Source organism: Serratia sp. CY74737, assembly GCF_052166775.1.
Taxonomy (GTDB): domain Bacteria; phylum Pseudomonadota; class Gammaproteobacteria; order Enterobacterales; family Enterobacteriaceae; genus Serratia; species Serratia ureilytica.
The window spans coordinates 91,563-103,723 of sequence record NZ_JBJNOF010000015.1 but is presented as its reverse complement, the minus strand read 5'-3'; the positions used below and the strand labels follow the sequence as shown (position 1 = coordinate 103,723).

The 12,161-nt window shown below is 60.9% G+C and carries 11 protein-coding genes; 7 read left to right on the top strand and 4 right to left on the bottom strand.

All coding sequences use genetic code 11. The annotated features are described in order from the left end of the window. Positions 1-10: 10 nt before the first annotated feature. On the bottom strand, positions 11-904 hold the full coding sequence (locus ACJ8PE_RS20240; RefSeq protein WP_033642950.1) for a helix-turn-helix domain-containing protein: 894 nt from the start codon (positions 902-904) through the stop codon (positions 11-13). Positions 905-1,269: 365 nt separating this feature from the next. On the opposite strand from ACJ8PE_RS20240, the gene rsxD reads away from it, so the two are divergent. The 5 genes from rsxD (at position 1,270) to dtpA (ending at position 6,449) form a co-directional block, all read left to right on the top strand. Further along, positions 1,270-2,355 carry an electron transport complex subunit RsxD gene (gene rsxD / locus ACJ8PE_RS20235; RefSeq protein WP_033652582.1) on the top strand — a complete coding sequence of 362 codons (1,086 nt, stop codon included), beginning with the start codon at positions 1,270-1,272 and terminating at the stop codon, positions 2,353-2,355. Between the two features lie 9 nt (positions 2,356-2,364). Next, the gene (gene rsxG, locus ACJ8PE_RS20230; protein WP_033652583.1) at positions 2,365-2,994 is read left to right on the top strand and encodes an electron transport complex subunit RsxG; all 630 of its coding nucleotides are present in this window, start codon (positions 2,365-2,367) and stop codon (positions 2,992-2,994) included. Continuing rightward, positions 2,991-3,689 carry an electron transport complex subunit E gene (locus tag ACJ8PE_RS20225; protein WP_033642947.1) on the top strand — a complete coding sequence of 233 codons (699 nt, stop codon included), beginning with the start codon at positions 2,991-2,993 and terminating at the stop codon, positions 3,687-3,689. The genes rsxG and ACJ8PE_RS20225 overlap by 4 nt, the downstream gene beginning before the upstream one ends. Then, the gene (nth, locus tag ACJ8PE_RS20220) at positions 3,689-4,330 is read left to right on the top strand and encodes an endonuclease III (protein WP_019455952.1); all 642 of its coding nucleotides are present in this window, start codon (positions 3,689-3,691) and stop codon (positions 4,328-4,330) included. Before ACJ8PE_RS20225 ends, nth begins: the two co-directional genes overlap by 1 nt. Positions 4,331-4,934: 604 nt before the next feature. Continuing rightward, a complete protein-coding gene (gene dtpA, locus ACJ8PE_RS20215; RefSeq protein WP_033642946.1) occupies positions 4,935-6,449 on the top strand; it encodes a dipeptide/tripeptide permease DtpA in 1,515 nt (504 codons plus the stop codon). 74 nt (positions 6,450-6,523) lie between these two features. On the opposite strand, the gene ACJ8PE_RS20210 is transcribed toward dtpA, so the two are convergent. Continuing rightward, a complete protein-coding gene (locus ACJ8PE_RS20210; protein WP_197792903.1) occupies positions 6,524-8,617 on the bottom strand; it encodes a prolyl oligopeptidase family serine peptidase in 2,094 nt (697 codons plus the stop codon). Positions 8,618-8,811: 194 nt separating this feature from the next. Next, positions 8,812-9,375 carry a helix-turn-helix domain-containing protein gene (locus tag ACJ8PE_RS20205; protein ID WP_197760055.1) on the bottom strand — a complete coding sequence of 188 codons (564 nt, stop codon included), beginning with the start codon at positions 9,373-9,375 and terminating at the stop codon, positions 8,812-8,814. Positions 9,376-9,490: 115 nt separating this feature from the next. Here ACJ8PE_RS20205 and ACJ8PE_RS20200 point away from each other — a divergent pair, with 115 nt between their 5' ends. Continuing rightward, complete coding sequence (locus ACJ8PE_RS20200) at positions 9,491-10,678, top strand: benzoate/H(+) symporter BenE family transporter (protein WP_197792904.1); 1,188 nt, start codon at positions 9,491-9,493, stop codon at positions 10,676-10,678. Between the two features lie 100 nt (positions 10,679-10,778). Further along, entirely contained in the window at positions 10,779-11,282 is a 504-nt protein-coding gene (locus ACJ8PE_RS20195) for a cupin domain-containing protein (RefSeq protein WP_033652588.1), read from the top strand. On the opposite strand, the gene ACJ8PE_RS20190 is transcribed toward ACJ8PE_RS20195, so the two are convergent. Next, complete coding sequence (locus tag ACJ8PE_RS20190; protein WP_033642940.1) at positions 11,247-12,101, bottom strand: aminoglycoside phosphotransferase family protein; 855 nt, start codon at positions 12,099-12,101, stop codon at positions 11,247-11,249. The two genes, ACJ8PE_RS20195 and ACJ8PE_RS20190, sit on opposite strands and share 36 nt — an antisense overlap. Positions 12,102-12,161: the final 60 nt, after the last annotated feature.

The window sequence follows — 12,161 nt, the reverse complement described above, 5'->3', positions numbered from 1 at the left end:
CGGGCGCCGTTTAATCGATAGAGATCAGATAGGTATAGTCCACTTCAATCTGACGCAGTTTGGACTCCGGGTTCCACTCTTTGGTTTGAATGATCTCCATTTCCATACTGCCGCGCACCTTATCCTTCAGCCCCGGCATCACATGCGACACCAGATAACCGAAAAACTGCAGACACTCCTTCGCCGTGCCCTTATGGTTGATGGAGATAAACTCGCGGCTCGGCAGATGGATGGTGTCTATCTGATGATTGGAAAGAATGTCCTTTTTATGTTCAGGATCGACCGCCATCACCAGCGTGGACGACAGCTCGTCGCCTTCCCCGGCCTGCGGGCAATAGATGCTGTAAATTCGCCGGCAGTCGACGTGCAACCCCTTGAAGAAGTCATTGAAAATCTCGTCCTTCATCGCCATGCAGGACGCGTACTCCAGCTCTTGTTCGGAGGCGAAATCCAGCCGGCGCGAGAAGCCGACCAGCTGCATCTCGGGCAGCGTCAGCCGCTTCACTTCCGGATAATATCCCGCGCCGTAGCTGGCTTCGAAGTTAAAGCGCGGCATCAGGTTTTTCACGTCCCAGTGCTCCATTGAGCGGTAGCGATTGGGCGTGGTGCCGAAGCGCTGCTTGAACATGCGAGTAAAGGTCTGCTGCGAGTCGAAGCCCAGCTCATCGGAGATGTCGATGATGGAGCGACGGGTGATGCGCAGCGCCACCGCGGCGCGCGTCAGGATGCGCGAACGGATATAGGTGGCGAGTTGAATGCCGGTAATACGCTTGAATTTACGCTGCAGATGCCACTTGGAGTAGCCCGAAATACGCGCAACTTCATCCAGGTTTGGCCGTTTCTCCAGATGTATCTCCACCCACTCAATTAGCTCTTCAATAAAAAAAATGTCTTCATTTGTCATTATTATGGATTCACTGACTCAATAATGTTCGCGATAGTAACCTACACGTATTATGTGAAAGTTGTTATTTTGTGCGGAAATCTGGACAAAAATGATATTTCATTCATACGGTTACCCCGTTTCTCAGGGGCAATGGCGGCACAAGTTCCACAGACAATTCCTCACGTTAGCCCATTTTCCGGCCAAAAAAAAATCAAATCGCGCCACGCCGATCTCAACGGGTGCGAAAAGCCGAATACCCCTATCATTAAGGCGTATTACCCTCGCATCGAATCAGGTAGAATGCTCGGCTATTATTTTTGCCGCGCCCGCAATTCGGCGCATCGAAACTGCCGCAGGCGCGGCGCAGAAGGTATCGTTACTCTATGAAGTTCAGGCCGGTATCACCCACAGCCGCCAAAGGCTTACACATCGCCAGCTCGCCGTTCACCCACAACCAGCAAAGCACCAGCCGCATTATGCTGTGGGTGATGTTGGCCTGCATTCCCGGCATCGCAGCACAGATTTGGTTCTTCGGTTATGGCGTGCTGATTCAGGTGGCGCTGGCGGCGATCGTCGCGCTGGCCGCAGAAGGCGCGATCCTCAGGCTGCGCAAGCTGCCGGTGCGCAGCCGGCTGGCGGACAACTCCGCCCTGCTGACCGCGCTGCTGCTCGGCATCAGCCTGCCACCGCTGGCCCCGTGGTGGATGATCGTCATCGGCACCTTCTTCGCCATCGTCATCGCCAAACAGCTGTACGGCGGCCTTGGGCAGAACCCGTTCAATCCGGCGATGGTCGGTTACGTGGTGCTGCTGATCTCCTTCCCGGTGCAGATGACCAGCTGGTTGCCGCCGGATGAGCTGCGCGCCACCGCGCTGTCGTTCCACGACACGCTGCTGGCCATTTTCAGCGGCCATACCGCTCAGGGCGCGACGCTGCACGAATTGCAGATGGGCGTTGACGGCATCAGCCAGGCTACACCGCTCGACGGCTTCAAAACCGGTTTGCGCAGCGGCCACAGCGTTGAACAAGTGTTGCAGCAGCCGCTGTTCGGCGGCGCGCTGGCGGGCATCGGCTGGCAGTGGGTCAACCTCGGCTTTCTGGCCGGCGGCCTGTTTATGCTGGCGCGCCGCCTGATCCACTGGCAGATCCCCTTCAGCATGTTGGCCGCCATCGCCTTCTGCTCCGGTCTGGCCTGGTGGCTCGATCCGGCGCATCAGGCTTCGCCGCTGATCCACCTGTTCTCCGGCGCCAGCATGCTGGGCGCGTTCTTTATCGCCACCGACCCGGTCAGCGCCTCCACCACGCCGAAGGGCCGTTTAATCTACGGCGCGCTGATCGGCGTGCTGGTCTGGCTGATCCGCGTTTATGGCGGCTACCCTGACGGCGTGGCCTTTGCCGTGCTGCTCGCCAACATCACCGTCCCGTTAATCGACCACTACACGCAGCCGCGCGTGTACGGCCATCGCTAAGGAGCCGCCATGCTGAATTCCATGAGAAAGCACGGCACCACGCTGGCGGTGTTTGCGGCGGTCACCACCGGCCTCACCGCCGTGGTCTACGCCCTGACGAAAACCACCATCGCGCATCAGGCGGCGCTGCAGCAAAAAGCCCTGCTCGATCAGGTGGTGCCGCCGGAAAATTACGACAACGTCATGCAGAACGAATGCTTCCTGGTCAGCGATCCGGCGCTGGGCGACGGCGCGCCACACCGTTTATATCTGGCGCGCAAAAACGGGCAACCGACCGCCGCGGCGCTGGAAACCACCGCGCCTGACGGCTACTCCGGCGCCATCAAGCTGCTGGTGGGCGCCGATTTCAACGGCACGGTACTCGGCACCCGGGTGATTGAACACCATGAAACCCCGGGGCTGGGCGACAAGATCGAACTGCGCATTTCCGACTGGATTTCCTTCTTCAGCGGCAAGAAAATCGAAGGCCCGGACGACAAACGCTGGGCGGTGAAGAAAGACGGCGGCATGTTCGACCAATTCACCGGCGCCACCATCACCCCGCGTGCGGTGGTCAATGCGGTGCGCCGCACGGCGTTGTATATGGAAACGCTGCCGCCTAAACTTGAAAGCTTACCTGCGTGTGGAGCCAGCGAATGAGTGAAGCCAAAGAATTGATCGTCCAGGGGTTGTGGAAGAACAACTCCGCCCTGGTGCAGCTGCTGGGCATGTGCCCGCTGCTGGCGGTGACCTCCACCGTCACCAACGCGCTGGGCCTGGGGCTGGCCACCACGCTGGTGCTGACGCTCACCAACGCCTCCATCTCCGCGGTGCGCCGCTGGGTGCCAAGCGAAGTGCGTATTCCGATCTACGTCATGATCATCGCCGCGGTGGTGAGCATCGTGCAGATGCTGATCAACGCCTATGCCTTCGGTCTGTATCAGTCGCTCGGCATTTTTATTCCGTTGATCGTGACCAACTGCATCGTCGTGGGCCGCGCCGAAGCGGTGGCCGCCAAGAAACCGGTCGGCCTCTCGGCGCTGGACGGCATGGCCATCGGCCTCGGCGCCACCGGCGTCATGGTGACGCTGGGTTCAATGCGCGAGCTGCTGGGCAACGGCACGCTGTTCGACGGCGCCGATCAACTGCTGGGCGGCTGGGCCAAATCGCTGCGCATCGAAGTGGTGCACTTCGACAGCCCGTTCCTGCTGGCCATGCTGCCGCCAGGCGCCTTTATCGGCCTGGGCCTGCTGTTGGCGGTCAAGTATCTGATCGACGAAAGAATGAAGGCGCGCAAAGCCCGCGCCGTGGCGGCGGAACCGCTGTTGGAACAAGGACGTGCTGAGAAGGCCTGATGAACAAGCAGAAGCGACTGGAAATTCTGACCCGGCTGCGCGACAACAATCCGCATCCGACCACCGAGCTGGTGTACACCACGCCGTTTGAGCTGCTGATCGCGGTATTGCTGTCTGCGCAGGCCACCGACGTGAGCGTTAACAAGGCGACCGCCAAACTCTATCCGGTCGCCAACACCCCCGCCGCCATGCTGGCGCTGGGGGTTGATGGCGTCAAGGAGTACATCAAGACCATCGGTCTGTTCAACAGCAAGGCCGAAAACGTGATCAAGACCTGCCGCATGCTGCTGGAGCTGCACGGCGGCGAAGTGCCGGAAGATCGCGCCGCTCTGGAGGCGCTGCCGGGCGTTGGCCGCAAAACCGCTAACGTGGTGCTCAACACCGCCTTCGGCTGGGCGACCATCGCCGTGGACACCCATATCTTCCGGGTGTGCAACCGCACCCACTTTGCGCCGGGCAAGAACGTCGATCAGGTGGAGGAGAAACTGTTGAAGGTGGTGCCCGCCGAATTCAAGGTCGATTGCCATCACTGGCTGATCCTGCACGGACGCTACACCTGCATCGCGCGCAAACCGCGCTGCGGCTCCTGCATCATCGAAGACCTGTGCGAATATAAAGAAAAGGTTTATCCGGAATCCTGAGTCCGTTGGGTGCGGCAAACCGCACCCGCCGCGTCCTCTTCCCTCGCCAACGCCGCTTTTTTATCAAAAATGTGATATCGCGCAGCAGTAACCCCGGCGTTATCGCGGTTTTCAGTAAGAAACCCATCGCAGCGTTATTTTCAAGCAAAAAATTAGTCGAAAATTGCGGTGAACGTCACGCTTTCAGGATCACAAGGCGTTCACAAATGCCAGCCCCGTTTTCCTAAATTTCTATAATTTTACAAATCGCGCCATATACACAACATTCCAACGGATTAATAACCTCACGTACACTGATGCGCTAAAAAATAGCAATTCAGCAGAATATATCCCTGTTTAAAATTCGTATAGCTTTTAGTCAAAACAAAAAATCGATAAACCACTAAAAGCCGAAAGTTAATACTGCATAACATTTGCAACATCGCGGCATAATCCTGTCGGCGTTAAATGTAACCGAATATGACAAACTGCTTGCCACGTTGACAAAGATAGTGAACATTAACCGCCGTCCCCATCCTATAACAACGCAAAAGGATGCCGTTCCGCATCAACTTTTGTACTTTCCCGTCCCCTAAAGACGGGCTGCGAAAAAACAGAGGTACCAGTGTCAACAGCAAACAACCAACACCAGGAGAGCGTGAGCCTTAACGCGTTCAAACAACCGAAAGCATTCTATCTGATCTTCTCGATCGAACTGTGGGAGCGCTTCGGCTATTACGGCCTGCAAGGCATCATGGCGGTTTATCTGGTCAAGATGCTCGGTCTGAGCGAAGCCGACTCCATCACCCTGTTCTCTTCTTTCAGCGCCCTGGTATACGGCTTCGTCGCCATCGGTGGCTGGCTGGGCGACAAGGTGCTGGGCGCCAAACGCGTGATCGTGCTCGGCGCGCTGGTGCTGGCCGCCGGTTACGCCATGGTGGCCTACTCCGGCCACGACATCTTCTGGGTCTACCTGGGCATGGCGACCATCGCCGTGGGCAGTGGCCTGTTCAAGGCTAACCCGTCCTCTCTGCTCTCCACCTGCTATGAGAAAGACGACCCGCGTATCGACGGCGCCTTCACCATGTACTACATGTCGGTGAACATCGGTTCCTTCTTCTCCATGCTGGCTACCCCGTGGCTGGCGGCGAAGTACGGCTGGAGCGTGGCGTTCTCCCTGAGCGTGGTCGGCATGCTGATCACCCTGGTCAACTTTATGATGTGCCACAAGTGGGTGAAGAAAAACGGCTCCAGGCCTGACTTCAAGCCGCTGCATCTGCCGAAACTGCTGATGGTGCTGGTCGGCATCGTGGCGCTGGTCGCCGTGTCCAGCTGGCTGCTGCACAACCAGGTGATCGCGCGCTGGGCGCTGGCCTTCATCTCTGCCGGGATCGTGATCGTGTTCGCCAAGGAAGCCTTCGCCCTGCATGGCGCCGCACGCCGCAAAATGATCGTCGCCTTCCTGCTGATGCTGGAAGCGGTGGTATTCTTCGTGCTGTACAGCCAGATGCCGACGTCGCTGAACTTCTTCGCCATCCACAACGTGGAGCACAGCATCTTCGGCGTCGCCTTCGAGCCGGAGCAGTACCAGGCGCTGAACCCGTTCTGGATCATGCTCGCCAGCCCGATTCTGGCCGCGTTGTATAACAAGATGGGCGATCGCCTGCCGATGCCGCACAAGTTCGCTTTCGGCATGATCCTGTGTTCCTGCGCCTTCCTGGTGCTGCCATGGGGCGCCAGCTTCGCCAACGAACAGGGCATCGTGTCGGTCAACTGGCTGATCCTGAGCTACGCGCTGCAGAGCATCGGCGAGCTGATGATTTCCGGTCTGGGTCTGGCGATGGTGGCGCAGCTGGTGCCGCAGCGTCTGATGGGCTTCATCATGGGTTCCTGGTTCCTGACCACCGCCGCCGCGGCGCTGATCGCCGGTAAAGTCGCCGGTCTGACCGCCGTCCCTAGCGACATCAACGACGCGCACGCTTCGCTGGCCATCTACAGCCATGTGTTTATGCAAATCGGCATCGCCACCGCCGTCATCGCCATCCTGATGATGCTGACCGCGCCGAAACTGTACCGCATGACGCTGGACACCAGCGAAGACCTGAATCAGAAAGCGCAGGAAGCCACCGCGGCCCACTGATCGCCGACGGATTGAGCGTAAATAGAAACGCCGGGGTTAATCCCCGGCGTTTTTTATGCCCGCAAGAAACGTGTTTACGCTGGCTTGCGCTTGCCGCTCAGGTTGGCCCACATGAATTCGCTCACCAGCGCGCTGTGGAACGCCGCCTGTTGCTTGTCGGCGGCGGCGCTGTGCCCACCCTCGGTATTTTCGTAGAAGTAAGCCTGCTGATACCCCATCGCCTGCATGCGCGCCGCCATTTTGCGCGCGTGGGCCGGGTTGACCCGATCGTCGCTGGTGGCGGTATAGAACAGCACCGGCGGATAGGCCGTTTTCGCCTGAATATTGTGGTATGGCGAGAAGGTTTTGATATAGGCCCACTGCTCCGGCTTGCTCGGATCGCCGTATTCCGCGATCCACGACGCGCCGGCGGAGAGTTGGGTATAGCGCTGCATGTCCAACAGCGGCACTTCGCAGACGATGCAGCCGAACAGCTGCGGATACAGCGTCAGCATATTGCCTACCAGCAGGCCGCCGTTGCTGCCGCCGCGCGCGCCGAGATGCGGCGCGGAAGTCACCTTGCGCGCGAACAGGTCTTCGGCCACGGCGGCGAAATCCTCATAGGCGCGATGACGATTCTGTTTGAGCGCCGCCTGATGCCAGGCCGGACCATATTCACCGCCGCCCCGAATGTTGGCCACCACGTATACCCCGCCGCGCTCCAGCCAGGCCGGCGCCTTACCGCCCAGATAGCCCGGCAGCAGCGGCACTTCAAACCCGCCGTAGCCGTACAGCAGCGTCGGCGTGCTGCCGTCCAGCTTGAGATCTTTGGCGGCGATCTGGAAATACGGCACGCGGGTGCCGTCCTTGGAGCGCGCGAAATGCTGGCTGACCTGATAGCCGGCGGCGTCAAAGTCCTGCGGCGCCTGTTTCAGCAGCGTCGCTTCCCCGCCGTCGAGGTTGCCCATATACAGCGAGGTCGGCTGCAGGAACCCGCTGACCGTCAGGAAATAGGCGTTGCTCTCGTCGTCGATGCCGCCGGCGGAAAGGGTGCTGATGGCGCCGGGATTGCCCAGCGGGCGACGTTGCCAGCTGCCGCCCTGCGGCGACAGCACTTCCAGTCGGTTGACCACGTTATCCATGATGCTGAGGATCAGGTGATCGCGAGTGCCGCTGTAGCCGCTCAGCGCCTGCTCCGCCGTCGGGGTAAACAGCGGCTGCAGCTCGCGCTTGCCCGCCAGATAGTCGTCGAAATTGGCCGCCAACAGCGAGCCGGACGGATAGCGCTTGCCGCCCACGTCCCAATCGCTGCTCGGCTTGATCAGCAGCCATTCCCGATGCGTATCCAGCTCGGCGTCGGCGGGGATGTCGATTTTTTTCTGCCGGCCGTCCTGAGTCAGCAAGAAATAGTCGCGGCGGTAGAAGTCCAGGCTGCGGCCGACGAAATCGCGCTCAAAGCCCGGCGTGCGGTCGTGATAGGCGAAGACCGCCATGTCCTCGGGCTGCGCTTCGTACAGCGTTTCGGCGGCGCTCAGCGGCGTGCCGCGCCGCCAGCGTTTGGCGATGCGCGCGTAGCCGGACTGGGTCATCGAGCCGGGGCCGAAATCGGTGGCGATGAACAGCGTGTCCCGATCGACCCAGGAAACCCGGCTTTTCGCCACCGGCACGTTAAAGCCGTCTTTGACGAAGCGTTTGGCCACCAGATCGAATTCGCGGATTTCGGTGGCGTCACCGCCGTCCGGCGACAGCTGCATCAGGCAATAGCGGTATTCCGGCGCCAGCGGCTGCGAGCCCTGATAGACCCAATCCTTGCCCTCCGCCTTGCCCAACGCATCGATATCCAGCACCGTCTCCCAAGCCGGTTTGGCCTTGCGGTACTCGTCCAGCGTGGTGCGCCGCAGCAGGCCACGCGGGTTGGCCTGATCCTGCCAGAAGTTGTAATAGTACTCGCCGCGTTTGCTCACCCACGGGATCTGGGTGTCTTTATTGAGGATATCCAGGACTTCGCGCTCAATGCGCTGAAAGTCTTCGCCCTGGCCGAAACGCGCCACGGTGCGCTGATTTTCCTGCTGCACCCATTGCAGCGCTTTTTTACCCTGCAGCTCTTCCAGCCACAGGAATCCATCGCCGGCGGCCGCGCCGCCCTCCGCCGCCATCGCCAGGCGGATACTGTTGGGTAATGAAGTCATCGCGAATACGGCTCCTGCGGTTTGCGCACTGAGTTTAATGAACTGACGTCGATTGGTGACCGGCAAAATCAAGCTCCTTTTGAGTCGGCTGCAACGCCGCCCCGTCATGGGCGACAGCCTGTGAAATAAGAGTCATTTTCAACAAGGTAGGCGTTTGGCGGCGCGGAGTCAAAGCCCGCGGCCGCCGCGTTGAGTCAGGATTGAGGATAGTGGATCAGATCGTGGATGCGCACCGTGTTTGAACCGGCGTTGCGGTAGGCATGCGGCCGATCGGCCTGAAAGCGCATCGCCTCGCCGGCCGCCAGGCTGTGCCACTCGCCGTCTATCGCCAATTCCAACCGGCCGCTGATCACGATCACATGCTCAATCACGCCCGGCTCATGCGGCGACGATTCGCTGAGCGCGCCCGGCGCGAGATCGATGACAAACATGTCGAAACCCAGCTGGCGATCGTAGGGAAACAGCGGCACCACACGCATATCGGCGTTGTCCTGATCGTACACCGGCAGTTCGCCGTAGCGGTGCAGCGTCGCCTGCTGCTGCGCGGGCGACGCCTCAAGAAAGGCGGAGAACGCCACGTTGAAACCGGTGGCGATCTTCCACAGCGTCGCCACCGTCGGGCTGGATTCGCCGCGCTCAATCTGCCCGAGCATCGCTTTGCTGACGCCGGTGTATTCCGCCGCCTGCGTCAGGCTCCAGCCGCGCTGCGCGCGCAGCGTGCGAAGGGTGTGCGCCAAATGGCCGGCAAGTTCCTGCATCCTGTTCTCCTCTGCGTATCGCGCTCGATTATACTCGCTTGTGCGCTATAGCGCACGGTGCTATGCTGATTTCTGACCGTGCGTTATAACGCACAATTATCGATTGGAGCTGCTCATGCGCCCTGCCGTCACCCTGCGTCACCTGACTCTGCCTGCCGTCATGGCTGGCTTTGTCGCCGTTCTGGTCGGCTACACCAGCTCTGCCGCCATCATTTTCCAGGCCGCCGCCGCTGCTGGCGCCACGCCGGCGCAGATCGGCGGCTGGCTGAGCACGCTTGGGATCGCGATGGGCGTCACTTCCCTCGGGCTGTCGCTTTACTATCGCACCCCGATCCTCACCGCCTGGTCGACGCCAGGAGCGGCGCTGCTGGTCACCAGCCTGCCCGGCACGCCGATCAATGAGGCGATCGGGGTGTTCATCTTTGCGTCGGGCCTGATCCTGCTCTGCGGCGTCACCGGGCTGTTCGCCCGCCTGATGGATTATATTCCGCAGGCGATTTCTGCCGCGATGTTGGCGGGGATCCTGCTGCGTTTCGGGCTGGACGCCTTCGCTTCACTGCAGCTCAATTTCCTCCTCAGCGCCGGTATGGGGCTGGCCTATCTGCTCAGCCGCCGTTACCTGCCGCGCTACGCCATCGTATTGACGCTGGCGATTGGGCTGGCGATCGCCGCGCTACAGGGCGATATCCATCTGGCGCAACAGGCGCCGGCGGTCGCCGTGCCGGAATTTATCGCGCCGCATTTCAGTTGGCCGACGCTGCTCGGCATCGGCGTGCCCTTCTTCGTGGTCACCATGGCTTCACAGAACGCCCCCGGGATCGTTACGCTGCAGGCGGCGGGCTACCGTGTCCCCACCTCACCGCTGATCGCCTGGACGGCGCTGACCGCGCTGCTGCTGGCGCCATTCGGCGGTTTCTCGGTGTGCATCGCCGCCATTACTGCCGCCATTTGCATGGGGCCGGACGTGCATCCCGATCCACAGCGGCGCTATATGGGCGCGGTGGCCGCCGGCGGCTTCTATTTGTTGGCCGGGTTGTTCGGCGGCGCCATCGGCCTGCTGTTCAGCGCGTTGCCGGTCGCCTTGATCCACACCATCGCCGGGCTGGCGCTGCTCGGCACCATCGGCGGCAGCCTGCAACGCGCGCTGCATGATGAAAAACAGCGCGACGCGGCGCTGATCGCCTTCCTCATCACCGCCTCCGGCGTCACGTTGCTCGGCATCGGTTCGGCATTCTGGGGCATTGTCGGCGGCGCCATCGCGCATCTGCTGCTGTCGCTGCCGCGGCGAACCACCGTGACCTAACGGGCGGTCTACATTGACAAGCGGCGCCGTGGCGCCTTCACTTTCTCTGTCGTCTGAATGTCAATTCACATAATAAGTGACGCCGTCACCAAGGAAGCTTATGACCGAGAAAGCCGCGCTGTTAGCCCAGCGCTTGATACGCAATGTCGAACAGGTAGAGATGAAGCATGACCGGCGGCCGCCGCTGTATGACAGCGTCGGCGCTCGTCTCGGCACCGGCACCGCCGCCGACAAGCTGGGCGCCTCCTTCGATTGTGTGGCGCCAGGCATGCGTTCCTGCCCCTATCATTTTCACTACGCTCAGGAGGAAATGTTCATCATTCTGGAAGGCAGCGGAACGCTGCGGGTAGCCGGAGAAATGCTGCCGATCGTCAGTGGGGATGTCATTTTCATTCCGCCTGGCCCGGAATACCCGCACCAGATCATCAACACCTCCGATGCGCCGCTGAAGTATCTGTCCGTCAGCACGCGCGAACAGCCGGAAGTGGTGATGTATCCGGACTCAGGTAAATACCAGGCGATGGCGCGCGGCAATGACGGCGAGCAGGTGCGTTATCTGCAGCGTCCTTCAGCCTCGCTCGATTACTGGCAGGATGAACCCTGAATCGCCGTCCGGCAACGTGAGATCCAGCGCGCGCGCCGCCAGTTCCGCGACGCGAAAATCGATGTCCGCCGCCTGCCCGTCTTCCATGAACCAGGCGGCGGAAAGCCCCGACCAGGCCAGGATCCATTGCAGCAGACGCCGGCGATCCAGCCCGGCCAACCGGCACACCTGTTCCACGCGGCGATGGAAAATGGCCGGATCGGTGGCGACGCCGTAGTTGGGATTGCAGAAGATATTGGCGTAATCGAAGCCCCGTTCACCGTACAAACGCTTGGGATCGATCGCCAGCCAACCGCGTGCGCCAAAGTCCAGCACATTGTCATGGTGGATATCGCCGTGCAACACGCTTTCTTCTCGCGGGCTGCTCAACAGCTCCGCCGCCGCCGTGGCGCTGAGACGCAGCATGCCGCCGTGCGCCTGGGCCGCCGGCCACAGCGAGCTGAACCACTCCTGCAACGGGATAAGCTCAGGCAACGGCGCCGCCCGCGGCGCATGCAAGGCGGCGATCGCCCGGCACAGGATCTGCGTGGCTTGTTCATCGTCGCCGTCACGCACCAGCTGCGCCAACGACCCTTCGCCCTGCGCACGCTCCAGCAAAATGCCGTCGTCGTGCCACGCCAGCACCTGCGCGGCGCCTTCTCCACGCCACCAGCACATCAGCTGCCCGCCGAAGCGCTCCTCCTGCTCGCGGGCGATCTTCAGCATGGCCGCCGCGCCCCGGTAACGCACCGGCATCAATAGACTGCTGTGGGTTTCGAAGGCTTTGCCGTCCTGCTCCAGCCGCCAGCGCTGCAGGTAAGGCGTAAAAAGCGGGTTCATCGTCTCTGCGTCCTTGTTGCCGATCTGCGCCGCACTGTCACATTCGCGTGAGAGACGGCG

Bases quoted from the DNA above. Each gene is read 5' to 3' on its own strand.
- ACJ8PE_RS20240 (WP_033642950.1), bottom strand. From the start codon at position 904: ATGACAAATGAAGACATTTTTTTTATTGAAGAGCTAATTGAGTGGGTG.
- ACJ8PE_RS20190 (WP_033642940.1), bottom strand. From the start codon at position 12,101: ATGAACCCGCTTTTTACGCCTTACCTGCAGCGCTGGCGGCTGGAGCAG.
- ACJ8PE_RS20225 (WP_033642947.1), top strand. From the start codon at position 2,991: ATGAGTGAAGCCAAAGAATTGATCGTCCAGGGGTTGTGGAAGAACAAC.
- ACJ8PE_RS20195 (WP_033652588.1), top strand. From the start codon at position 10,779: ATGACCGAGAAAGCCGCGCTGTTAGCCCAGCGCTTGATACGCAATGTC.
- ACJ8PE_RS20210 (WP_197792903.1), bottom strand. From the start codon at position 8,617: ATGACTTCATTACCCAACAGTATCCGCCTGGCGATGGCGGCGGAGGGC.
- rsxG (WP_033652583.1), top strand. From the start codon at position 2,365: ATGCTGAATTCCATGAGAAAGCACGGCACCACGCTGGCGGTGTTTGCG.
- ACJ8PE_RS20200 (WP_197792904.1), top strand. From the start codon at position 9,491: ATGCGCCCTGCCGTCACCCTGCGTCACCTGACTCTGCCTGCCGTCATG.
- ACJ8PE_RS20205 (WP_197760055.1), bottom strand. From the start codon at position 9,375: ATGCAGGAACTTGCCGGCCATTTGGCGCACACCCTTCGCACGCTGCGC.
- rsxD (WP_033652582.1), top strand. From the start codon at position 1,270: ATGAAGTTCAGGCCGGTATCACCCACAGCCGCCAAAGGCTTACACATC.
- nth (WP_019455952.1), top strand. From the start codon at position 3,689: ATGAACAAGCAGAAGCGACTGGAAATTCTGACCCGGCTGCGCGACAAC.